General features: G+C 69.2%; 25 protein-coding genes. 8 read left to right on the top strand and 17 right to left on the bottom strand.

All coding sequences use genetic code 11. The annotated features are described in order from the left end of the window. Window positions 1-57 precede the first annotated feature (57 nt). The gene (locus PSS76_RS12555) at window positions 58-246 is read left to right on the top strand and encodes a hypothetical protein (protein WP_031937314.1); all 189 of its coding nucleotides are present in this window, start codon (window positions 58-60) and stop codon (window positions 244-246) included. Between the two features lie 69 nt (window positions 247-315). Here PSS76_RS12555 and PSS76_RS12550 read toward each other — a convergent pair whose 3' ends face one another. From PSS76_RS12550 to PSS76_RS12540, 3 genes are all read right to left on the bottom strand, one after another. After that, a complete protein-coding gene (locus PSS76_RS12550; RefSeq protein WP_081121461.1) occupies window positions 316-948 on the bottom strand; it encodes a resuscitation-promoting factor Rpf1 domain-containing protein in 633 nt (210 codons plus the stop codon). Between the two features lie 507 nt (window positions 949-1,455). Then, the gene (locus tag PSS76_RS12545; protein WP_013415021.1) at window positions 1,456-1,860 is read right to left on the bottom strand and encodes a YccF domain-containing protein; all 405 of its coding nucleotides are present in this window, start codon (window positions 1,858-1,860) and stop codon (window positions 1,456-1,458) included. Window positions 1,861-1,871: 11 nt separating this feature from the next. Further along, window positions 1,872-2,111, bottom strand: a complete 240-nt coding sequence (locus tag PSS76_RS12540) for a hypothetical protein (protein WP_005515113.1) — start codon at window positions 2,109-2,111, stop codon at window positions 1,872-1,874. Window positions 2,112-2,226: 115 nt separating this feature from the next. Here PSS76_RS12540 and PSS76_RS12535 point away from each other — a divergent pair, with 115 nt between their 5' ends. Beyond that, window positions 2,227-2,856, top strand: a complete 630-nt coding sequence (locus tag PSS76_RS12535) for a hypothetical protein (RefSeq protein WP_005515111.1) — start codon at window positions 2,227-2,229, stop codon at window positions 2,854-2,856. A gap of 114 nt (window positions 2,857-2,970) precedes the next feature. Here PSS76_RS12535 and PSS76_RS12530 read toward each other — a convergent pair whose 3' ends face one another. The 10 genes from PSS76_RS12530 to metA all read right to left on the bottom strand — a co-directional run bounded on the left by PSS76_RS12530 (window position 2,971) and on the right by metA (window position 11,521). Beyond that, window positions 2,971-3,570, bottom strand: a complete 600-nt coding sequence (locus PSS76_RS12530) for an alternate-type signal peptide domain-containing protein (protein WP_236723225.1) — start codon at window positions 3,568-3,570, stop codon at window positions 2,971-2,973. Window positions 3,571-3,657: 87 nt separating this feature from the next. Further along, window positions 3,658-4,836 (bottom strand): RodZ family helix-turn-helix domain-containing protein, encoded by a 1,179-nt coding sequence (locus PSS76_RS12525; RefSeq protein WP_139810562.1) that lies wholly within the window; start codon window positions 4,834-4,836, stop codon window positions 3,658-3,660. Next, on the bottom strand, window positions 4,833-5,426 hold the full coding sequence (locus PSS76_RS12520) for a signal peptidase I (protein ID WP_064078570.1): 594 nt from the start codon (window positions 5,424-5,426) through the stop codon (window positions 4,833-4,835). The genes PSS76_RS12525 and PSS76_RS12520 overlap by 4 nt, the downstream gene beginning before the upstream one ends. Before the next feature lie 7 nt (window positions 5,427-5,433). After that, window positions 5,434-6,030, bottom strand: a complete 597-nt coding sequence (locus PSS76_RS12515) for a SipW-dependent-type signal peptide-containing protein (RefSeq protein ID WP_064078569.1) — start codon at window positions 6,028-6,030, stop codon at window positions 5,434-5,436. A gap of 13 nt (window positions 6,031-6,043) precedes the next feature. Beyond that, window positions 6,044-6,682, bottom strand: coding sequence for a signal peptidase I (locus PSS76_RS12510; protein ID WP_064078568.1), 639 nt, complete (start codon window positions 6,680-6,682; stop codon window positions 6,044-6,046). A gap of 1 nt (window position 6,683) precedes the next feature. Further along, window positions 6,684-7,229, bottom strand: a complete 546-nt coding sequence (locus PSS76_RS12505) for a hypothetical protein (protein WP_064078567.1) — start codon at window positions 7,227-7,229, stop codon at window positions 6,684-6,686. Window positions 7,230-7,233: 4 nt separating this feature from the next. After that, a complete protein-coding gene (locus PSS76_RS12500; RefSeq protein ID WP_084845617.1) occupies window positions 7,234-7,758 on the bottom strand; it encodes an alternate-type signal peptide domain-containing protein in 525 nt (174 codons plus the stop codon). A gap of 316 nt (window positions 7,759-8,074) precedes the next feature. Then, on the bottom strand, window positions 8,075-9,730 hold the full coding sequence (locus PSS76_RS12495) for a thiamine pyrophosphate-binding protein (protein ID WP_084845616.1): 1,656 nt from the start codon (window positions 9,728-9,730) through the stop codon (window positions 8,075-8,077). Beyond that, on the bottom strand, window positions 9,727-10,503 hold the full coding sequence (locus tag PSS76_RS12490; RefSeq protein ID WP_064057938.1) for a cyclase family protein: 777 nt from the start codon (window positions 10,501-10,503) through the stop codon (window positions 9,727-9,729). The genes PSS76_RS12495 and PSS76_RS12490 overlap by 4 nt, the downstream gene beginning before the upstream one ends. A gap of 103 nt (window positions 10,504-10,606) precedes the next feature. Beyond that, the gene (gene metA / locus PSS76_RS12485; protein ID WP_005515096.1) at window positions 10,607-11,521 is read right to left on the bottom strand and encodes a homoserine O-acetyltransferase MetA; all 915 of its coding nucleotides are present in this window, start codon (window positions 11,519-11,521) and stop codon (window positions 10,607-10,609) included. A gap of 235 nt (window positions 11,522-11,756) precedes the next feature. On the opposite strand from metA, the gene PSS76_RS12480 reads away from it, so the two are divergent. Beyond that, on the top strand, window positions 11,757-12,170 hold the full coding sequence (locus PSS76_RS12480) for a cold-shock protein (RefSeq protein ID WP_084922623.1): 414 nt from the start codon (window positions 11,757-11,759) through the stop codon (window positions 12,168-12,170). A 76-nt stretch (window positions 12,171-12,246) separates the two neighbouring features. Here PSS76_RS12480 and PSS76_RS12475 read toward each other — a convergent pair whose 3' ends face one another. The 3 genes from PSS76_RS12475 to PSS76_RS12465 all read right to left on the bottom strand — a co-directional run bounded on the left by PSS76_RS12475 (window position 12,247) and on the right by PSS76_RS12465 (window position 15,414). Beyond that, window positions 12,247-12,756 carry a DUF2771 family protein gene (locus PSS76_RS12475; RefSeq protein ID WP_005515094.1) on the bottom strand — a complete coding sequence of 170 codons (510 nt, stop codon included), beginning with the start codon at window positions 12,754-12,756 and terminating at the stop codon, window positions 12,247-12,249. Between the two features lie 15 nt (window positions 12,757-12,771). Next, the gene (locus PSS76_RS12470; RefSeq protein ID WP_064057939.1) at window positions 12,772-14,517 is read right to left on the bottom strand and encodes an MFS transporter; all 1,746 of its coding nucleotides are present in this window, start codon (window positions 14,515-14,517) and stop codon (window positions 12,772-12,774) included. 87 nt (window positions 14,518-14,604) lie between these two features. Next, the gene (locus tag PSS76_RS12465) at window positions 14,605-15,414 is read right to left on the bottom strand and encodes a glutaminyl-peptide cyclotransferase (RefSeq protein ID WP_081183263.1); all 810 of its coding nucleotides are present in this window, start codon (window positions 15,412-15,414) and stop codon (window positions 14,605-14,607) included. 9 nt (window positions 15,415-15,423) lie between these two features. Here PSS76_RS12465 and PSS76_RS12460 point away from each other — a divergent pair, with 9 nt between their 5' ends. The 3 genes from PSS76_RS12460 to PSS76_RS12450 are packed head-to-tail and all read left to right on the top strand — an operon-like array spanning window position 15,424 to window position 19,627. Next, entirely contained in the window at window positions 15,424-16,323 is a 900-nt protein-coding gene (locus PSS76_RS12460) for a DUF3027 domain-containing protein (RefSeq protein ID WP_044990538.1), read from the top strand. Then, on the top strand, window positions 16,320-19,073 hold the full coding sequence (locus tag PSS76_RS12455) for a sacsin N-terminal ATP-binding-like domain-containing protein (RefSeq protein WP_221285985.1): 2,754 nt from the start codon (window positions 16,320-16,322) through the stop codon (window positions 19,071-19,073). The genes PSS76_RS12460 and PSS76_RS12455 overlap by 4 nt, the downstream gene beginning before the upstream one ends. Next, window positions 19,070-19,627, top strand: a complete 558-nt coding sequence (locus PSS76_RS12450; protein ID WP_005515083.1) for a phosphatase PAP2 family protein — start codon at window positions 19,070-19,072, stop codon at window positions 19,625-19,627. The genes PSS76_RS12455 and PSS76_RS12450 overlap by 4 nt, the downstream gene beginning before the upstream one ends. Before the next feature lie 46 nt (window positions 19,628-19,673). On the opposite strand, the gene PSS76_RS12445 is transcribed toward PSS76_RS12450, so the two are convergent. Beyond that, complete coding sequence (locus PSS76_RS12445; protein ID WP_005515082.1) at window positions 19,674-19,922, bottom strand: DUF2530 domain-containing protein; 249 nt, start codon at window positions 19,920-19,922, stop codon at window positions 19,674-19,676. A gap of 81 nt (window positions 19,923-20,003) precedes the next feature. Here PSS76_RS12445 and PSS76_RS12440 point away from each other — a divergent pair, with 81 nt between their 5' ends. Further along, window positions 20,004-21,494 (top strand): NCS2 family permease, encoded by a 1,491-nt coding sequence (locus PSS76_RS12440; protein WP_005515081.1) that lies wholly within the window; start codon window positions 20,004-20,006, stop codon window positions 21,492-21,494. A gap of 35 nt (window positions 21,495-21,529) precedes the next feature. Further along, the gene (locus tag PSS76_RS12435; protein ID WP_022594339.1) at window positions 21,530-21,961 is read left to right on the top strand and encodes an Rv0880 family HTH-type transcriptional regulator; all 432 of its coding nucleotides are present in this window, start codon (window positions 21,530-21,532) and stop codon (window positions 21,959-21,961) included. Window positions 21,962-21,981 lie beyond the last annotated feature (20 nt).

Here is a 21,981-nt window from a genome sequence, read left to right as displayed (position 1 = left end):
CTATGAGATTAGTGACCTGGGCTGTACCGCGCTTCGCACTCCTGTCAAAATGGGCGCGTGGCTAACAATTCGAAGAAGCGCTATGTCGATCCAGGGTGGCCGGAAACTGCGGATGGAGATCACGCGGTGACCGAGTTGTCTTCCAGTCGTGCCGGCAACCTCTCGCCGTTCGGCGAGGAGACGGAGTTCCCCCTTCCGGTGGATTCTCTGCCCTACGTGCACCCGCACACCGTGATCAACCGCTGACGCACACACAACCGAACGGGCCCCTCACCGATGGTGAGGGGCCCGTTCGCTGTTCCGGGTGGGGCGATCTCAGCTCTGCGACTGGTTCGCGATACCGGCGATGTTCTGCATGGCCACCTGGTTGAAGTCGAACGACTTGGCGGCGTCGTAGGCGTTGAGCACGTCCTGGTGGATGACGATGCCGTTGTTCGCGGCGGCGTCGAGGAGCGCATCGATGCCGGCGAAGGCGGCCTGCACGGCCGAGGGAGCGGCCGGGGCCGCGGGGGTGGTGGCGACGGGAGCCGGGGTGACCTGGGCCGGCGCGGGGGTAGCCGGGACGCTGCGCTGCGACGGCGCGCTGCTCAGACCGAGCTTGGAGGAGCAGGACGGCCAGGCGCCCCAGCCCTGCGACGCGAGCACCCGCTCGGCGACGACGATCTGCTGCTCACGGGTGGCCTTGTCCGCGGTGGCGGCGAACTGGCCGCCGCCGTGGCCGGTCCACGTGCTGGGCGAGAACTGCAGTCCGCCCTGGTAGCCGTTGCCGGTGTTGATGCCCCAGTTGCCGCTGGCCTCGCACTGCGCCAGGCGATCCCAGTCGGAATCGGGCGCCGCGTTGGCGGTGCCGGCGAAGGCGACGCCGCCCACGCCCATGATGGCGCCGGTGACGGCGACCTTGGCGACGGTGCGGCCGGTGGTGGTCGGCTTGCGATGGCGTCCGCTCATGTCGGTCGTTTCCTCTCCGCACGCGCCTGCGAGGTCAGCTGTCGGGTTCGGACTGAGAGGTCGCCCGGCCTCGCCGCTCTTGGATGGAGCGGGTCTGGCTTCACCCCCAGGGAGATCGCTCTCCCGATGCCTGCGGGGTCGTCCCTCGTTCGGGACTTGCTTCCCCGGAGGACCTTGGGTCCCCCGTCCCCGTCCATGGATGGTTCGTGGGTACTTCCGGGCCCACTGGACGGGGTTTGGCGCGGCGGGCCCGGGGTGGCCGAGGTTGCGGCCGAAAACGACGGTACGAGAATTTGCCGCTCAATGTCACCGGTTGATAACGCGGCGCGTCTTGTGTTGTTCGCGTGCGGGATTCGATTGAGACGGCTTATCCCCAGCTAGTCGCGCCGAGCGCCGGACGGTCACGGACCGACACCGCCCCGTTATCGCCGCGTAATGTGAGCGAGATCACAGGTATACCGCAGGCTCGTCTCAGAATTCGGAACGGACCGGGAGGGCGGTGCGGTGTCAGGCGGGCGCCCACTGGGCCTGATCGCGGGACCCGACGTCGACGATCTCCTTGCCGAGCGGCATCAGCGAGATCGGGATCATCTTTAAGTTCGCGATCGCCAGCGGGATGCCGATGATCGTGATGGCCATCGCCAAGGCGGTCGCGATGTGTCCGATCGCGAGCCAGATGCCCGCCAGGATCAGCCAGATGACATTGCCGATGAGCGAGCCGACACCCGCCGTCGGCTTGTCGACGACGGTCTTGCCGAACGGCCACAGCGCGTAGAGGCCGATCCGGAACGAGGCGATGCCGAACGGGATCGTGATGATGAGGATGCACATGACGAGGCCGGCCAGGAAGTAGCCCAGCGCCAGCCACAGGCCGCCGAAGATCAGCCAGATGATGTTCAGCAGGATCCTCATGATCGTTCCTTTCAGCGGCTCCGGCGGCCGGAGCGAAGGGCGTAGGCGACGGCGAGTACGAAGCCGAGCGGGCACGCCAGGGTCAGGAAGTAGAGAACCAGACCCGGGTCGCCCTCGGAGAGCGAGTGGACGAAGAAGATGGCGACGATGGCCGCGATGCCGATCAGGAAGCTGACGACTGCCGCATAGAACAGTCCCTTGCCGGACTCGGTGGGGGCGCCGGCGTCGTTGCGGTTCGATTCTTTCGTCACAACACAACGGTAGGCCACCGGTCGTCGCGTGGTGTACCGCAGTTCGTCTCGCGTGATCCATCCAATATCGCCGAATTGGACGCTTGGCCAGGTTTGCTGCCCTAGGCTCCGCGAAATGACCGCAATCACCCGTGTGTCCGGAGGCCTCTCGGTGCCGGGCAAGATCCTGGGCGCCGTGCTGCTCGCCCTCTTCCTGTCGGCCCTCGCCGTGATCGTCGTGCCGTCCGTCGCGCGCGCCGACGAGCCCGCGACGGTCGAGTACTCGTCCGACGGCGGGACCACGTGGGGTGGCACCGAGAAGATCACGTGGAACAACGGACTGCTGGTGCCCGGCGAGGAGCTGAAGACCAGTTTCAAGGTGCGCAACGCCTCCGGTGTGGCGGGCTGGGCCGGCTTCGCGGTGGGCGAGTACGAGGTGTCGCCCGACATGATCGCCAGCGTGCGTGTGGACGTCGACGGCACGGCCGGCACGCCGGTGACGCTGACCGACGGTGGCGCCGTGGCGCCGTTGACGGAGATCGGCCGGGTGCACCTCGCGCCCGGCGCGGTCGCGTCCATCGATCTGGTGAGCGGTATGCCCGCAGACGCCGGCAACCAGGCGCAGAACGGCACCGTCAATCCCCGCTGGTCCGTCGGCTTCACCCCGGGTGAGCTACCCGATCCCGGCTGCGTCCCCAGCGGTTCCCTGGGCTCGCTGTCCTGCCTCTTCGCCGGCGCGGGTAGCTCGGGCAGCCTCGCGTCCTGATTTCGTTCTACCCGACCCTGAACGGGCGGTTGTTCGGCACGGCTCCGGCCGATAGTCGGACAGCCGCCCGTTCGCTGGGAGGGGGTCCGTCGGTGGCCTCGAGTCTGTGCGGAACTAGGAGATGACCTGCTCGAGGCGCACGCGGAAGTCCGCGAAGTTCGCCGAGTCTGCCTGTCCGACAATGCCGGACGTCTGTGGATCGAACGTGAACTTGGCTGCCACGTCGACGATCGCATTGTTCTGGGTAGGGGTGACGACTATGCCCGTGGGTCCACCCGGGACGACGGTGCCGCCGATGGTGGCGGTCACCTGAGGCTGCAGCTTGCCCTTGAGCTGGCCGCCGCCGGTGAAGGTGATGTTGTCCGCGGTGAGGCGCGCCTTCAGGTCGGTCCCGGCGAGGTTGATCCGGTAGCTGCCCCGGTAGGTGAGAACGTCACCGGGGACGATGCGGAACGTCGAGATGTCGATCGGGCCGTTCTGATCGCTCCACGTAGGCGCGGTGACCTGGGTGATCGAGAGCGAGCCCGATCCGTTGCCGCCGCCACCGATGGTCGTCGGGGGAGCCGTTGTGGTGGGTGCGGACGGCGTGGTGGTGGTTGCGCCGCCGGCACTTCCGCTACCGAGGCTGCCGAAGTCGCAGGCGGTCAATGTCAGCGTCGAGCCGAGCGCTACCGCGGCGATTGTGGCCTTGAACGCCCTCGTCTGTGTGTTCATCAGATTGTCTTCCATTCCCCTCGTGCGACATTCCACGGCCCGACGGTGATTGAGCTGCGCCGGATCGGATTCCGGCGCAGCGTGGCGTTATTCGACCAGGGCCGCGATGTCTGCCGGCACGTCGCTGGACGTCGGGTCTGCTGAGGTCTTGGACCACGTGCTGCCGGACGCCTTGTACAGTTGGCCGCCCTCCACGATCCACAGGGTGTCTGTGGACGAATCCCACTCGAAGTTGGCCGACGCCGAAACCGGAATGCGCTCCACCTCGTCACCGCTCGAATCCTCGATGAGGAGCACCGTCTGCGAAGTCCCTGACGACGTCACGAGCTTTGCCGAGTAGCCAAGTGACGGAGAACGCTGTGGAGCGCCCAACGGTGTATCGGCGGGAGCGGTCCAGGTTGTACTGGTCGGGGTCGGGATGGCAGCAGTCGTGCTCGGGGCAGTTGTAATGCCCGGCGCTGTGGTGGATGTGGGGGCAGCGGACTGCGTCGGAGCACTCGTGGTCGTGGTCGGCTGGGAGGACCGCGAGGGCGTGGCTGCCGAAGTGGTACTGGGCGTTGCTGTGATGCTGGGCGTTGCTGTGATCGTGGTCGGTGCTGCCGTCTGTGTGGTCGGAGTCGGCGTAGCCAACTCACCCTCGTTCGGCGGAGCTGTTTGTGCTTTGAATGTGTCGAGGCCAACGGTCAGGCTCGCTCCGCTGATGCTCTGGTCGGCGCCGTTGCAGGTACCTTCGAAATAGGCGGCCCGGCGCCGAATCTGCTGCCCACGCCAGTCGGTGGACTTCTCGCCGGTCAGACGGTTGACCGTGTAGACGCGTGCCGTGAACGAGCGAGTCTGTGTGAAGTGATACGTCGTTTCATCCGAGCCGACGCCACGTTTGACGATAGTGCCCACAGGTGCACTTACCCCAGGATCCTGGTCGCCGGTCCAAACGGGTGAGCCGGTGTTGTTCAGGTACACCTCAGTGCGATAGATGTACGGGTAGCCGCGGTGCGGCCACGACAGCTCGCACCACTGAGTGCCGCCGGAGCCCTGATTGCCGGCCGACATCGACGCAACGGCGGGAAGCACATTCGCACTGACGGTGAGCGCACCACTGGTCGCCGCTGCGGTGTCCTGGAAAGCGGCGCTGGTCCCGGTCATCTGCGACAGCCCGAAGACGGACAGCGCCAGAGCACCGAGTGCGAGGGCGGGACGGGTGGACCGCAGCGTGAATCGGCGAGACGGCGTGGTCTGCTCGGGGTCAGGCGGGAGCTGTGTGGTCACGGTGTCTGAGTCCTTCCCCCGTGGTGCATTTCGTTGTCCTGATCGGTGGCATCGGATTGGATGTCGGCGCGGCGGCCCGGTGACGGGCGCGCGACGATCACGAGCAGCGCCCCGACGAGGGCGCCGCCGAGAAAGATTGCGGTAGAACTGGACAGCCACGCCGCGACATAGCCGAGACCGCCGGCGCTCCAGAAGACGCGGTCGGCTTCGGTGATCGCATACGGTTCGACGTCGGGTTCGGTATTGGCGTCGCCCTTGAGCGTGACCACGGACGTGTCCCCGTACTGCTGCTGAATCTCGTACACGCGGTGCGTGATACGCGTTCCCTGGGCGTTCTCGACACTGACGACGTCACCGACGGTGAGGTCCGTCGCCGGCACGGTGCGGGCGAGCGCGATCGATCCGGTAGTGATCGCGGGCGACATGGAGCCCGAGCGGAAGATCAGCGGCTTGACGTCGAACAACAGCGCGGCCACGGTTGCGACGATGCAGATCAGCCCCGCGACCGCGCCGACGGTGAGCGCGACTTCGCGGGCCTTGTGGGCGGCCGATGACGGCGCGCTGGGTGTAGTGACGGCGTTCTCGGACATCGCAGCCTCACACCGACGTGGCGGTGAACGTGAAGACCACGTTGATCGACTGGTTCTGCATCGCCTTCGTCAGGCTGTTGCCCGCGGTAGCCCGAATGCACAGGGTATCGGTGCCGCCTGCCGTGATGGCTCTGGGCGTCGGGATCAGCGACGCTGTAGCACTCGTGGTGGACAAGGCGCTGCTTGCAAGAGCGTTCCCGGAGCAGGTACCGGCGAACACGCTGATCGTGATCTGCCCCGCCACAGCCGCGTTGCCGGTGGCATTCGCCGTCATCGAGTAGTTGAGGGCAAGCTCACCCTTGTTCTGGAGGGGAAGCGTGGCCTCGGTGGTGGTGCCGGGCAGCAGGCCGGAACTGGTGAGGCCGCTGAACGTGTAGTTCTTGCTGCTGGTGCCGCTCGGGCCGACTTCCAAGTTCATCGTGGCGGTCCGGAACTCCCCGGACGTCGCGGTGGCGGTATCGCTCCAGGCGGCCAGGGTGCCGACCGAGCCGAGTCCGAGCACGATGCCGAGCGAGAGTGCGGCGCGCACCCGGCCGCCGCCCAGGACCCGGCGGACACGTCCACCGACGGTGGGGGTCGAGGTCGTGATCTCGTGGCGAGACATGAAGAGGCCCTTCCTACTTCGTTGCGGTTGACGCGTCCGCGTCGACCGCTGGAATGACGGCTGTCACGGCTGAGTCGTCGGTGTCCGGTGCCTGCCGACCGCGCCGGCGCGCCTTGTCCCGGCCGGAGCTGACGAACATCGTCACCGCGTAGGTCAGCAGGGCGCCGACGACAACGAGGACGAGGACCGAGCGTTGCTGGCCGGTGATGTAGTTGTTGATGTACCCGACGTACGGAACCGCGTACCAGACCTTGCCGCGAATCTGCTCGGGCACAACGGGCCTCTCGTCGGGTGACGAGTTCGCGTCACCCTGAGTGGTGAACCGGCGTTCGCCGCCCGCGGTGTACTGCACCGCGGTGATGCGGTGCGTGACCACATCCGGCTTGCCGGACTCCCACTGGAAGGTGATCGCGTCACCGGCGCCGAGGGTCTCGGCGGCCTGCGGTTTGACCACGATGAGGGTGCCCGGCGGGTACGTCGGCTCCATCGACCCGGTCAACACCGTGTACGGCGTCGAACCGGTGATCCGCGGAATCACGATGGTCAGGGCCAGAAGGCCGACCATCGCGATGAGCAGCAGCCAGGACACGACCGACTTGACCCACCACCATACGGTGGCCGGTTGATCGTCGGGTTCGGCTGCTTGCCTCACGTCAGACCTGGCTCGCGTCGAAGGTGAACTGGGTGGTCGAACTCATACCGGGGCCCGCGCCCGAGCCGACAGTGCCACGCAGGCAGAGCACTTCGGTGCTGCCCGCCGCCAGCGTCTGCCACGATGCGATGCTTGCACCGTTCATGGGTCCGGAGTAGAGCGAGGTGCCCGTCGGAGTCCCGGTGGCGCCACAGGCCGACTCGCTCGCAACTCGCCACACGTCCAGGGTCAAGGGAAGGGAGGCGTTGGTTTGCGTTACACCGGCCAGCCGGTACCGGGTGGGGATGTCGCCGGAGTTCTTGACGGTCAACGGCGTCTGTGAGTATCCGCCCTCGGCAAGTCCGGTCTTGCCGAAGCCGTCGAGGGTGAAGGCGGAACTGCTCGAGCCGCCGGCGCCGACGCCGATCTCCAGGGTGCCGGCGGTGAGGGTGCCGCCGGGGAGGCTTTCGGTGTCACTCCACAGGGCGCCGGTCTGCTGGGCTGAAAAGAGAATCAGCCCAACGACCGGCACCGCTGCGAGCGCCCACCAACGGTGGTTTTTCGACACGGTGTTAGCTGCTGGTCTGCTCGAGGGTCAGCGTAATCGTCGACAGGACAGCCTGAGCGCCCTGGCCGGTCGTTCCTGTTACGTCGCTCTTGAAGGTGACCGGAACGGAGACCTCGACCGTCTGGTTGGCAGCCTGGGGAGTGATGACGCCCCCGGCGCCGACACCTGTGCCGGTGACAGTCGGCGTGCCGATGGTGAGGTGCGGAAGGAGAGCGCCCGTAGCGTCAGCGCCAGCGCTGGCGGTCACCTTTGCGGAGAGATTGTTGCCTTCAGCGTGAATGGTCGGCGATGCCTTGTAGGTCAGCGTCTTTCCGGGGACGATCCGGTAGTTGGCGATGTCAGAGATCGCGGTGGCCCCGTCGTACCAAGTGCCGGCGGCGGTAGTACCGACGAACTCCAGCGTGCCGGAGTTGATGGTGCCGCCAGTCACGGTTTCCGTGTCACTCCACAGCGCGAACGTGCCGGCACCACCGGCGAGGAGGGCTGCAGCAGCGCCGGCGGCGATTGCGCCCTTGGTCTTCTTGTTCATGCGGGTGTTCTCGTTTCTTCTGGCCCCGAGGGTAGGGGTCGTTGCAAGGGTGGTGCGTCGGCGTACAGACACTTGGACCAGTCAAAACTTTGTTTCACACACGACAACCTGGTCGGCGCTCGTCCGGCGCTGGCAGAGATGGCAGAACATGCAGAGCTGAGTCGAACGTTTGGCACTGCCCCCGCGCGGTGCCGGAGTAAGTTGTAGCACTCCCGAGACCTTGTTGAAGGCAAAACTGGTCAATCGTCCAGAAGGAAATTTGTCCGGGATCGGTTCAGTCACCGGAAGTGCGCGAAACTGCCTACGAAACGGCTGGTCAGTGCCCCTTGAACGCCTCGGCCAGCCACCACGCGCCGCCGTCGGAACTGACCTTCGCATCGATCAGTAGCGGCCGATTCCGCGGCCCCGCGACCCAGGTGCGCACGGCGTCGAGGTCGGCGACCGACCGTACCGTGACGGCCTCCGCCCCGTACCCACGGGCTATCGCCGCAATGTCGTTGTCCGGGAACGTGACTGCGGAATGGTCGGTGCCCGGCGCATCGAAGTGGTGGACCTCCGCGCCGTATGCGCTGTCGTTGTAGACCACCAAGACCATGGGCAGTCCCAGCCGCACCACCGTCTCCAGTTCGGAGATCCCCATGAGGAAGCCGCCGTCGCCCAGCGCGGCGACCGGGATCCGATCCGGTTGCGACAGCGCCGTTCCGATCGCCGTCGCCAATCCCAGTCCGATCGACTGGAAGGCCTGCGTGAAGTTGAAGCCGAACTCGTCCGGCACCCGCAGGTACGCACTGGGGTAGCCCATGAAGTTGCCGGAGTCCACCGACACCGTGCGCTCGCGCGGCAGAATCGCGTCCAGCTCCCGCGACAGCACGCGCGGGTCGATCGTCGACGTGGTCGACAGGTCGTCGAACACCATGTCGTTCCAACGGCCGTGCGCCGCAATACGCTCCCGCAGCTCGTCGCTGCGGTAGCCGGCCCGCGCCGGACCGACAGCCGCGACCGCTGCGGCGGCGGTCTCACGGCAGTCGCCCAGCACTCCCAGATCGATCGGCCGGTTCGCGCCCAGCGCCGCGTCCTCGACGTCCACCTGTACGACGGTGGCGTCGGCGCCGATCAGCGATCCGTGCCGCATCGTCCACATGTTCAGCGCACAACCCCAGCCCACGATCAGGTCGGCGCCGGCGATCAGCTCCGCCGTGAGCGGGCACGAGAAGCCGCCGGAGATCCCGAGCGAGAACGGGTTTCCCTCGAACAAACCGTTGGCCACCGCCGACGTCGCGACCAGCGCGCCGGTGCGCTCGGCCAGCGCCGCGATCTGCGGTCCGGCGTCTCGGGCGCCGCGCCCGGCCACGAACACCGGCCGCTGTGCCTGCTCGAGCAGTGCCACCAGCGACGTCAACGCGTCCGCGTCCGGGTGTACCCGCTGGATCGGCGGCAGCAGCGGAACCGCCCACGACTGCGGGGCGGCTTGCTCCTGCACGTCCAACGGCAGACTCAACACCACGGTCCGCCGCTCGCGGACCGCGGTGCGGTAGGCGCGGACGGTGTCGGCCACCGCCGACGCCGCCGAATGCACCCGTTCGGCCACCGCACCGACGCTGCGCGCCAACGCATCCTGGTCGATCCGAAAGTTCGATCGCACGGCAGCACCGGCAGTGTCGGCGGTGAGCACGATCAGCGGGGTGCGGCTCTTCGCGGCCTCACCGATCCCGGTGACGGCGTTGGTGAGCCCGCAGCCCTGATGAGTGGTGACCACCGCCGGCAGCGCCGACAGCCGCGAGTACGCGTCGGCCATCGTCGCCGCGCCGCCCTCGTGCCGGGCCGCGACGAACGGCACCCCCGCCGCGATCAGCGCGTTGGTGACCGCGAAGTTGCCGCTGCCCACCACCCCGAACGCGTGCCCCACCCCGAGCTCGGCGAGGGTGGCGCCCACCAACTGCGCGACAGTGAAACCGGCGGCGGTGGAACTCATGCCCGTTCGACCAGCGCGAACACTCGGGCCGGGCTGCCGGTGCCGCCGACGATCGGCAGCGGCGAGGCCACCAGCACCGCGCCGAGTGTCGGCAGCTTGTCGACGCCCCGCAGCTGCGTCAGGCCGTACTTGTCGTTGCCGAGCAGGTAGTAGTGCGCCGGGAACATCGGCTCGAAGCCGGCCGCGATGCCCGCGTCGATGCCGACCGTCTCGACGCCGAGACCGGTGATGGGGCTCTGCTCGGCGAGCCATTTCGCGGCGGCCGCCGAGACGCCGGGCGTGTGCGGGCCGTCGGCGTCGGCGTTCGCGAAGCGCACCGGGTCGCTGCCGCGTTCGCCCCACCCGGTGCGCAGGATCAGCCACGCGCCGTCGGGCAGCGGGCCGTTCTCGGCCTCCCACGCCTCGAGGTGCTCCACCTCGAGCACGAAATCCGGATTCTGCTCCACCTCGGCGGTGACGTCGACGACAGCGACCGGCCCGATCAGCCGCTCCGGCGGGATCTGGTCGACGCTGGCGCCGTCACGGCCGGTGATCCAGTGCGTCGGCGCGTCCAGGTGCGTGCCGGTGTGCTCGCCGGTGTGGAGGTTGTTCCACGCCCACGCCGGCCCGTCGTCGTCGAAGTTGCTGACCGTCTCCAGACGTGCCGGGATGGTGTTCGCGAACGGCTCCGGCAGATGCAGGACGGGCGTCTCCGAGCTCAGCGGCGCGGTGAGGTCGAGCACCTCGATGCTCTTGGAACCGATCTTGGTGAGCAGGTCGTCGAGCGTCGTCACGGCGTGGTCCTCACTGTCGTCGAAAGTCCGTGCGCACCAGTATCGGGCACGCAGCGAACGGACCGACCACCTGGTCGCCGAACTGCGGGACGGCCTCAGCCGGTCAGACGTCGCCGGGAAGGAACGGGGTCTCCTGGTAGACGCAGTAGTTGAGCCAGTTGGAGTACAGCAGGTGCCCGTGACCGCGCCAACGGTTGAGCGGGCTCGCGGTGGGATCGTCGCCGGGGAAGTAGTGCGCGGGCGCCGCGATCGGCAGTCCTTGCGCGCTGTCGCGGCGATATTCGCGTGCCAAGGTGTCCGCGTCGTACTCGGGGTGCCCGGTCACGAAGACCTGGCGGCCGTCCGGGGTGGCGGCCAGGTAGACCCCGGCCTCGTCGCTCACCGCCAACACGTCGACCTCGCCGGTGGCCTCGATGTCGGCGGCGTGGACGTCGGTGTGCCGTGAGTGCGGGGCCAGGAACTCGTCGTCGAACCCGGTGACGATCGGAGATTGCACCCCGGTGAGCCGGTGGGGAAACACACCGGAGATCTTCTGTGGGACTTCGTGTTTGCCGACGCCGTAGTAGTGGTACAGGGCCGCCTGCGCACCCCAGCAGACGTGCAGGGTCGACTGCACGGCGCCGCGGGCCCAGTCGAGGATCTTGGTCATCTCCGGCCAGTAGTCGACGTCTTCGAAGTCGAGCTTCTCGATCGGCGCCCCGGTGACGATGAGCCCGTCGAAGTGCATGTGGGCCACGTCGTCGAAAGTCGAGTAGAACGATTCGAGATGCTCGGCAGAGGTGGTACGCGAGACATGGCTGGCCATGTGCAGCAGAGTGATCTCGATCTGCAGCGGGTTGTTGCTGAGCAACCGTAGAAGCTGCGTCTCGGTGGAGACCTTCAGCGGCATCAGATTCAAAATCGCGATCCGCATGGGGCGAATGTCCTGATGTCCGGCGCGCTCGTCGGACATGACAAAGATTCGCTCCGCCTCCAGGATGGCCCTGGCGGGAAGGTCGCGCGGCACGTTGACAGGCATCGCCCAGCAGCATAGTCGGCGGCCGGTTCGAGGCAGGGGCCGGCGCTTCCGACACCCACATGCCGGACCCTCGCCCACGCGTCCTGCGGCCCGAAACGCGGATGCCTGTGACCGGGCGGGGCGGGTACACTCGGGCATTCACGCGTCCCGCAATCCGAGTGGGGCGCGTTGTTTTGCATAGATACACGCGCGCGCTCAACGGGGAGTGCGGCTGGCAGATGAGCAGGTGAACACGGTGCCTACCGGCAAGGTGAAGTGGTACGACGTCGAGAAGGGTTTCGGCTTCCTGTCCCAGGAAGAAGGGGAGGACGTCTACGTCCGCGCTTCCGCGCTGCCCGGCGACGTCGACGGCCTCAAGGCCGGTCAGCGCGTCGAATTCGACATGGCCGCCGGACGCCGCGGTCCGCAGGCGCTCAAGGTCCAGCTGCTCGAGCCGGCCCCGACGCTGCGCCAGAACGGTGGGGCGCGCAAGGACGCCGGGGCCCGCAAGCATTCGCCCGACGAACTGCACGGCATGGTCGAGGACATGATCACGCTGCTCGAGGCCAAGATCCAGCCGGACCTGCGCAAGGGTAAGTACCCGGACCGCAAGACCGCGCAGCGGATCTCCGAGGTGGTGCGCGCCGTCGCACGCGAGCTCGACAGCTGAGTCGTCCACGCGACGCGAAACGGGCGCCCTCCGGTGATCATCACCGGAGGGCGCCCGTTTCGGTCGGGGCCTCGAATCAGGAGGCGGGGGCGACCACACCGCCGCCGGGCAGCGGCATCGTCTGCAGCGCCCACACCGGGGCCAGGCCGCCCTGGGCCGGGAGCTGGATGATGGCGCTGATCAGCTGCTCGCCGGGGGCGCCGGGCACGGTCACGGCCCAGGCGTCGCCGGGCTTGTAGTCGCGGTAGCCCTCGTAGATCTCACCGGTCTTCGGGTTGCCGATCTGTACGTTCAGACGCCAGTCGGAATCGGCGATCTCCTTGGGCAGCGACAGCTGCAGCGGGTAGCCCTCGGGCACGTGCAGCTCGACGATTTCGAGGCCCTCGCACTGCAGCGACGGATCGCAGAACCCGGGCACGACGGTGGCGGTCTCCTGCTTGGAGTACGCCGTGATGGTCGGCAGCTTCTCCTCCGACTGCCCGACGAGGTAGGCCACAACTCCGGCCAGACCGGCAGCCGCGACGATCACCACCGCGGCGATCAGCGCAAGAATCTTCTTCGTCCGGTCCTGCATCATCAAGTCCATTTCTCGTTCGGTGTATCAGTCGGCACGAGGGCTGTGGCCGACGGTGGTCTCCTGGTCGACGTGCTCGGGGCGCTTGCCGCCGAGGCCGGGTAGCAGCGAGCCACCGCGATACGTCAGCACGGTCTGTACCAGCCCGATCGTAAGCACCACCGACACGACGGTGAAACCGATCCACAGTTCGGTGGGCAGCAGGACGCCCATCGCGCCGCCGACGACCCAGCTGAGCTGGAGCACGGTCTCGGACCGACCGAACCCGGACGCGATGGACTCCTCGGGCAGGTCCTGCTGCAGCGACGCGTCGAGCGACACCTTCGCGAGCGCGCTGGCCGCGGACGCCACCAGCGCGGCGAGCGCCGCGGTGAGCAGGTTCCCGGTGATCGCGGCGAGGATCGCGACGACGGTGACGGCGATGGTGCACCGCACCACCATCATCGCGGGACGGCCCAGTTCGAGGCGGGCGCCTGCGGCGTTGCCGGCGAAGTTGCCGATGCCCGCCGCGGCACCGACCAGACCCAGCATCGCGGCCTGCATGACCGCGGCGTGGTCGGTGTTGGCCTTGGCGACGAACGCGATGTAGAGCGTGAGGAAGCCGGTGAGCACCCGGATGGTGCCGTTGCCCCACAGCCCGGTGACGACGGTGCGGCCCAGGGGCTGACGGCGTTTGTCGGGGGCGACGCCCGCGACGGCGGCCGCGTCGATCCGTTCGGTGGGGGAGTCGTCCCCGTGGAATGCGAGCTTGGCCGGCACCTCGCCCTCGGTGACCTCCACCCACGCCGGGATCCGCATGCTCAGGTACGCACCGAACGCGGTGATCAGGACGGTCAACCACAGCGCACCCGTGGAACCGGTGAGAAACGCGAGGGCGCCGGCGAGGGCGCCTGCACCGATGGTGCCGCCGATCAGGCCGAACACCGTCAGTCGCGAATTGACCCGCACCAGGTCTATCTCCGGTGGCAGCACGCGTGGCGTCACCGCGCTCTTGAGTACCGCGAAGGACTTACTGAGCACCATCATGCCCAGCGCACACGGGTACAGCGCCCAGCTGTCGAAGTTGAAGACCAGCACGATCGCCAGCAGCGTGCGCAGCGCAAACGACGACGCCAGCGCGATCCGCCGCCCCCGCTGCAGACGGTCCAGCGCCGGCCCGATGAGCGGCGCGATCACCGCGAACGGCGCGATCGTGATCAGCAGGTACAGCGCGACCTTGGTCTTGTCCTCGCCGGTCGCGGCGGAGAAGAAAAGGGTGTTCGCGAGCGCGACGGCGACCGTCGCGTCGGTCGCGAAGTTCGCCATCACCGCGTACGTGAGCGCGGTCAGCCCCGACTTGTCGGCGCCGTCCGCGGTGGCCGCCCGCCGGAACGTGGCGATGCCCTTGTTGGTGAGTTCACGGCCACGCATCGCGGCGACCCGGGTCACCGTCAGCTTGCGCGGCATGGGGCGCGGCTTGGGGGCGTCGGCCTCGGCGGATTCGGGAGGCTCGGGGGATTCGGGGCGGGCCCCGTTCGCCGCATCATCCGCGGGGACGTCCATCCGGCGGGTCTCTTCGGCCGGCGGCGACGCGAAACGCTCGGTGGGTTGCTCGATGCGCTCGGTGCGTGCCGACCGGTCCACCGGATGCAGGGGTGGCAGCGGTGCCCTACGCCCGCTGACCCGCTGCGACGGCGGATAGTTCTCGAAACCGGGGTGACGTCGCGTCGAAGGATCCTGCGGGTGGGGCCCACGCCGAGGGGCGTCGTGGGGGTCGCGGGGTCCGGTCACCACTCAATTCTGTCCTAGTCCCCGGACAATGCACGACACGGGCGGTCCGTTCCTGCTCGCTCGGACGTGTCGGCGCCCGGCGCGACGCGCTCAGGCGACGAACCGGACCTCGAACATGCGCGGCCACAGCTTCCCCGTCACCAGGAACCGGTCGGTGCCGGGGATCTGAGCGATGCCGTTGAGCACGTCGATGCCGCCCCGCTCGTCCGCCGGCAGCGCGTCCTTCAATGCCGCCGCGTCGATCCGGCCCGTCACGACACCAGTCGCCGGATCGATCCGCACGATCGTGTCGGTGGTCCACACGTTCGCGTACACCGAACCGTCGCTCGCGCACTCGAGCTCGTTGAGCTTGTCGACGGGCCGGCCGTCGAGCGTGACGTCGACCGTCCCCGTCTCCGCGAACGTCTCGGGATCGCGGAAGGTGAGCGCGTCGGAACCGTCGCTCATCACCAGCCGGTCGGGCTGCGTGCACAACCCCCAGCCCTCGCCGTCGTAGTCGACGGTGCGGCGCTGCGCGAGGGTGTCGCGGTCGCGTTCGATCGCGACCCCGTCCTTCCACGTGATCTGCCACACCGTGTCGCCGACGACGGTGATCCCCTCGCCGAACATCGGCCGCGACAGGTCGGCGCGGGCCTGCTCGACGCCGGTGTCGAGCGCGGTCGCCCGCACCCACGACTGCCCCACCCGTCCGGTGCTCTCGAACAGGGTGCCGTCGGAGATCTCCAGGCCCTGCGTGAACGCGGACGGATCATGGGGAAGTTCGCGGACGATCTCCGGGTGCATCCGTTCGGCGATCGTCGCGCCCGCCGGCGGGGTGCCGCCCGAGCAGCCGGTGAGCAGAGCGACGGCCGCCACGGACACCGCGACCGCGGCCCGGACGGGGGTGCTACGCAGATTCACCCGCCCAGCATGGCAGCCCGCACGAGCGCAGACGGGACCGAGTGCGGCAAGATGGACACCGTGAGTGTTACGTCGTCTCCCGAGAGCGCCGTCGTGCGCCCCGTCCTCGCCGATGCCGTCGAGCTTGCTCGCACGGCGCTGGTCGACCTCGGAGAGGGAGGAGTGGGCAGATACCTCGGCGTGACCGCCGAGGACGACTGCGCCGCCACTCACCGCTTCGACACCGAGCTTCCCGGCTACCGGGGCTGGCAGTGGGCCGTCGTCGTGGCCGCCGTGCCGGGCTCCGATCACGTCACCGTCAGCGAGCTCGCGCTGCTGCCCGGGCCGGACGCGCTCGTCGCGCCCGAGTGGCTGCCGTGGGATCAGCGCGTCCGCCCCGGCGATCTCTCGCCCGGCGACCTGCTCGCGCCGCGGGAGAACGATCCGCGGTTGGTGCCCGGTTACGTCGCCACCGGCGACCCCGAGATCGACGACGTCGCGTTCGAGGTGGGCCTGGGACGCAAGCAGGTCATGAGCCGCGAGGGCCGCCTGGACTGCGCCGCCCGCTGGCACGACGGCGACTACGGTCCCGATTCCGAGATGGCCAAGGCCGCGCCGTCGACGTGCGACCTGTGCGGTTTCTATCTGCCGCTGGCCGGTTCGCTGCACGCCGCGTTCGGCGTGTGCGGCAACGAGATGGCCGCCGACGGGCACATCGTGCACGCGGCGCACGGCTGCGGTGCGCACTCCGACACCACGCTCCCCACCGGTGCGGGCACCCCGCGCTACGACGCCTACGACGACGGCGCGATCGAGGCGGTGCAGATCGAGCGGGCCGAGCCGGCCGCCGAAACCACCGCGGTCGAAGCGGCTCCCGAGCCGTCCCAGGCTCCCGAGGACGCTTCCCCGGACACCACCTCGGCCGATTGACCGACCCCTTCGGCACCGACGCGCTGCGCGACGGCACGATCCTCGCGTGGCGCAACTCCCCGACGCGGCTGCGTGAGGATGCCGCCGCGGAGGCCGACCTGGTCCGCGCCGGGTACCGCGACCGGCTGCTGACGGAACTGGCACAGAACGCGGCCGACGCCGCCGCCCGGGCCGGCGTCCCCGGGACGCTGCGCGTGGAACTGCACGGCGACGTGTTGCGGATCGCCAACACCGGCGCCCCCCTCGACATCGAGGGTGTGCAGGCTCTCGCCGCACTGCGCGCATCCGGGAAGTCCACCGGGGTAGGACGATTCGGCGTCGGCTTCACCGCCGTCCGCTCGGTGAGCGACGAGATCGAACTGCGCTCCACCAGCGGGTCGCTGCAGTTCTCGGCCGCCCGCACCCGGGCGCAGATCGCCGACTCCTCCCTGCAGGCGCCGGCGTCCGGCGTCCCGGTGCTGCGTCTGGTGTGGGCCACCGACGAGCCGCCCGCCGCCGGGTTCGACTCCGAGGTAGTGCTGCACCTGCGCCCCGACATCGACGGCGCCGCGCTGCTGGGCGGGTTCGCCGACGAGGCCGTCGACCTGCTGCTGGAACTGCCCGCGCTCGAGACGATCACGATCGGCGACCGCACGCTGCGCCGCACCGCCCGCGACCTCGACGGCGGGCTCACCGAGATCACCGTCGGTGAGAACACGTGGTGGCAGTACGTCACCGACACCGCGCGCTGGCTGGTTCCGGTGGTCGACGGCCGCGTCCGCCCCGTCGCCGAGGACGTGCTGCGCGCGCCCACCCGGTCCGACGAGGAACTGTCGCTGCCCGCGTTGCTGATCGCCGACGTCCCGATGCAGCCCGACCGCCGACGCCTGCTGCCCGGTGCGCCGCTGGCTCGTGTCGCGCACGGCTACGCGCGGTTCGTCGCCGCCCTGCCCGGCGACCAGCGGCTCGACCTGGTGCCGCTGCCCGGGTTCGCGCGCAGCGAGACCGACGCCGCGCTGCGGGAGGCGGTGCTCGCCGACCTGCGGACCCAACCGTGGCTACCGCCCGCCGAGACCGGCTCCGACGTACCGGCTCTCGTGCCGGCGCGGGCGAGTGTGTTGTCCGGGCTCACCAGGGAACTGGCCGATGCGCTCGCCGATGTCGTGCCCGGCCTGGTGGATCCGGAGCTGTCCGGCCCACGCCACGCCGCCGCGCTGGCAGCCGTCGACGTGCACCGCTTCGGGCTGGCCCGCGTCGCGGAACTCCTCGGCGGACACAGCCGCGAGCCGTCGTGGTGGCACGCCGTCTACGCCGCGCTCGAACCGCTGGTGGTGGACGCACTGGCGGTGGAAGAGCTTGCCGCCGTACCGGTTCCGCTCGCGGACGGCCGCACCGTCACCGGCCCGCGCACCGTCGTCACCGGCACCGATCTGGGGCACGCGCTCGACGATGCGGCGTCGGCGCTGGACTGGGTACGCCTGGTGCACCCGGACGCCGCGCACCCGTTGCTGAACCGGTTGGGCGCGCAGCGGGCCACCGCCGGTGACCTGCTGTCGGATCCCGCACTGCACGCGCGGATCGAGGACCTCGACTACGACGACCCCGGCGCGGCAACCGAACTGGCGTCGGCGGTGCTCGCGCTCGTGACGCTCACCGCGCGCGGGTCGCGGCCGACCTGGCTGGGTGAACTCCCACTGCCCGACGCCGACGGCGAACTCGTGCCCGCCGACCAGTTGCTGCTCCCCGGCGCACCGTTGGCCGACGTGCTGGACGCCGACTCGCCTTTCGGGACCGTCGACGCCGCCCTCGTGGACCGGTTCGGTGCGGACGCGCTGCGCGCCGTGGGCGTCGGCTGGGGTTTCACGGTGCTGCGCGCCGACCTGCCCACCGGCCCCGAACACGACCTCGACGACGAGGACGCCTGGTGGGACACCCTCGCCGACGACCCCGAGACGCTGATCGCGGTCCGCGACCTCGACCTGGTCGACCCCGACCGCTGGGCGCAGGCGCTGACCCTGCTCGCCGCCGAGCCCGACACGGCGTCCGCGCTCGGCGACCGGACCGGCTACACCGCGTGGTGGCTGCGCACCCACGCCGAGATCGACGGCCACCCGCTGGGGCTGCTCCGCGCCGCCGACGACGACACCTTCGCCGGCCTGCTCGACGTCCTCGACCACCCCGACGCCCCGGCGCTCGCGGCGGCGCTCGCCCCGCGGACCGTCGACGACAACGCGCTCACCGCCGTGCTGCTGGACCGTCTCGCCGACCCCGCGCGCACGCCCAGCCCCGACGTCGTGGTCCGTGCCCACCGGCTGCTCGCCGACGCCGCCCGGCGCGGGGTGCTCGACCTCGACGACCTGGACCTGCCCGCGCAGGTGCGCAGCCTGACCGGCGCCGTCGTCGACCCCGACGTCGCGCTGGTGCTCGACCGCGCCCACCTCGCGGCCGTCGTGCCGCCGGAGCGTCTGGTGCTCGGCGCGCTCGACACCGCCGCCGCCCTCGCGGATCTGCTGGACCTGCCGCTCGCGTCGGCCGCCGTCGAGGCGCACGTCGTCGGCGACGGGGAGGTGAGCACGTGGGACCGCGAGCCCGGCGCGGTGCTCGCGTGCGCGGCCCTGGGCCTGCCACTGCCGTCCGGTGACGTCGTCGTGCACGACGATCTGGTGGTGCGTCTCGGCGGCGCACTCGACGGCGACGTCGCGGTGCCGATCTGGATCGACGACGACGGCCGTGCGCACTTGCGGCGCCGGCCGGTGGGGGAGCAGCGATGACGGACATGGATCAGTCGGTGCTGAACTGGATGCTCGACATCCGCACCCCCGGCCTGACCGACGTGGTCACCGTGATCACCCACAGCGGCGGCACCGTCGCCGCGTTCGTGATCTCGACGATCGTCACGGTCGCGCTGCTGCTCCGCCGGTACACCGCGGAGGCAGTGACGGTCGCGGGCGCAATGCTGTCCGGGTGGGCCGCGATGAGCCTGCTCAAACTCTTCTTCGGGCGCCAGCGGCCGCCGGTGCCCGAGCGGCTGGTCGTGCTCGACAGCTATTCGTTCCCGTCGGGGCACGCGATGATGTCGGCGATCCTCGCGTGCGTGCTCGGCGCCGTCGTCGTGCGTCTCGTCGCACCCGGGATCCGGCGGATCGCGCTGCTCGTGCTGCTGGGTTGCTACACGATCGCCGTCGGACTCTCCCGCGTCTACCTGGCCGCGCACTGGCTTACCGACGTGCTGGCCGGGTGGGCCTTCGGTATCGCGTGGGCGGCGCTGTGGATCTGGGCGATCAGCCGTCGCAGCCGCCACCGGACACGCGCGAATACCCTGTGAGATCAGTCACCGGGCGGATGGGTTGCACCCCGGCGTCCGCTGTCGGTCAGACCAGCCCCTGCTGCGCGCCACGTCGGCCGCGCCGCGCCGCGCGGCGCTGAACCAGGAACAGTCCGAATCCGAGGAGGCCCAGGGCGATTCCGGCGTAACAGACCGGAAGCGCTGTGTTCCAACGGTCCCCGGACGCGAGGACCACGACGGTCGCCACGATCCACGCGAGGGTTCCCACCGCCAGCACCGGGCGCGGGTCGGAGAGGCGCTCCACGAGCGTCGGCGTGCTATGGATTTCGGTCACACGATTAAGTTACCCGCGCGTCGGTGCCCTAATCTGCCAGGTGCGAAACCCCACTTCCCGGCGATTGGACCGAAACACGACATGGCGGTTACCGACAAGACCACCGAGCCCTCGCGGCCGTCGGCACCCTCGCGGTTGCTCGACACCTATTTCAAGATCTCCGAGCGGGGCTCGACCATCAGCACCGAGGTCCGCGGCGGCCTGGTCACGTTCGTGGCCATGGCCTACATCGTGGTCCTCAACCCGCTGATCCTCGGTAGCTTCTCGGCGGACGACGCCGTCGCCAAGACCGACGTACTCGGCAACATCCTCCCGGTCAGCCAGGTCGCCGCCGTCACCGCGCTCGTCGCGGGCCTGATGAGCATCGCGTTCGGCATCATCGCCAACTATCCGTTCGGTATCGCCGCGGGTCTCGGCATCAACAGCCTGCTCGCCGTGACGATCGCCCCGCAGGTGACGTGGCCCGAGGCGATGGGTCTGGTCGTCATCGACGGCATCATCATCGTCGCGCTCGCCGCCACCGGCTTCCGTACCGCCGTGTTCAACGCCATCCCGCGCGAGCTCAAGGCCGCGATCGCCGCCGGAATCGGCATGTTCATCGCGTTCATCGGCCTCGTCGACGCCGGTTTCGTCCGACGCATCCCCGACGCCGCGGGCACCACGGTCCCCGTCGGCCTCGGCATCAACGGCTCCATCTCGGCATGGCCGACCGCCGTGTTCGTCTTCGGCGTGCTGCTCATGGGCATCCTCGTCGTGCGCAAGGTCCGCGGCGGTCTGCTGATCGGCATCGTCGTCACCACCGTGCTCGCCGCGATCCTCGAGGCCGTCTTCGACATCGGCGCCTCCAAGGGCGTCGACCCCAAGGGCTGGAACCTCAGCGTCCCCGCGATGCCCGACGTGTTCGCGCAGCTGCCCGATCTCAGCCTGGTCGGTGACGTCAGCCTGTTCGGTGCGTTCACCCGTATCGGTGTCATCGCCGCCAGCCTGCTCGTCTTCACGCTGGTGCTCGCGAACTTCTTCGACGCCATGGGCACCATGACCGGTCTCGGCAAGGAAGCGAAGCTGGCCGACGAGGACGGCAACCTGCCCGGCATCGGCAAGGCCCTGATCGTCGAGGGTGCCGGCGCCGTCGTGGGCGGCGGCGCGTCCGCGTCGTCCAACACGGTGTTCGTCGAGTCGGCCTCGGGCATTGCCGAGGGCGCTCGCACCGGCCTCGCCAACGTCGTCACCGGCACGCTGTTCCTCGCCGCGATGTTCCTGACCCCGCTGTACTCGGTGGTCCCGATCGAGGCGGCCGCACCGGCTCTGGTCGTGGTGGGCGCGTTGATGATCGGCCAGCTGCGCGAGATCGACTTCAGCAAGTTCGCCATCGCCCTGCCGGCCTTCCTGACCGTCGTGACGATGCCGTTCACCTACTCGATCGCCAACGGCATCGGCATCGGCTTCATCTCCTACGTGGTCCTCGCGGCCGCGGGTGGCAACGCGAAGAAGATCCATCCGCTGCTGTGGATCGTCGCCGCGCTGTTCGTCGCATACTTCGCGGTCGGCCCCATCACTGACGCCGTTACGTGATTGGCGGGGCGCGAGTTCCCGTATTGTTCGAAGTTGTGACAACGGATACTCGCGCCCTTGCCAGCGACCTCTCCCTAGCGGTGGTCCGCCTCACCCGCCACCTGCGGGGACGGCGCGCGGACGCACAGGTGACGCTGACGCAGCTGTCCGCGCTCGTCACGCTCAGCGCCGAGGGACCCATGACCCCGGGTGCACTCGCCCAGCGCGAGAAGGTCCAGCCGCCGTCGATGACGCGGGTCATCGCCTCCCTCGCGGACGTCGGACTGGTCGACCGCGCACCGCATCCCACCGACGGTCGGCAGATCATCGTGTCGCTCTCCGACGCCGGCCACGCCCTCATCGAGGGGGAGACCCAGGCCCGTGAGGCGTGGATGACGGAGAAGCTGTCGGGCCTCGACGCCACCCAGCTCGCCACGCTGCGCGACGCCGTCACGATCATCAGTTCCCTGGTCTCCGAGAACGACTGACCCTTCCACCCGAAACCGGT

The sequence above is a fragment of the Prescottella sp. D32 genome (assembly GCF_037287305.1).
Classification (GTDB): Bacteria; Actinomycetota; Actinomycetes; order Mycobacteriales; family Mycobacteriaceae; genus Prescottella; species Prescottella equi.
This window is presented reverse-complemented; position numbering and strand designations above follow the sequence as displayed.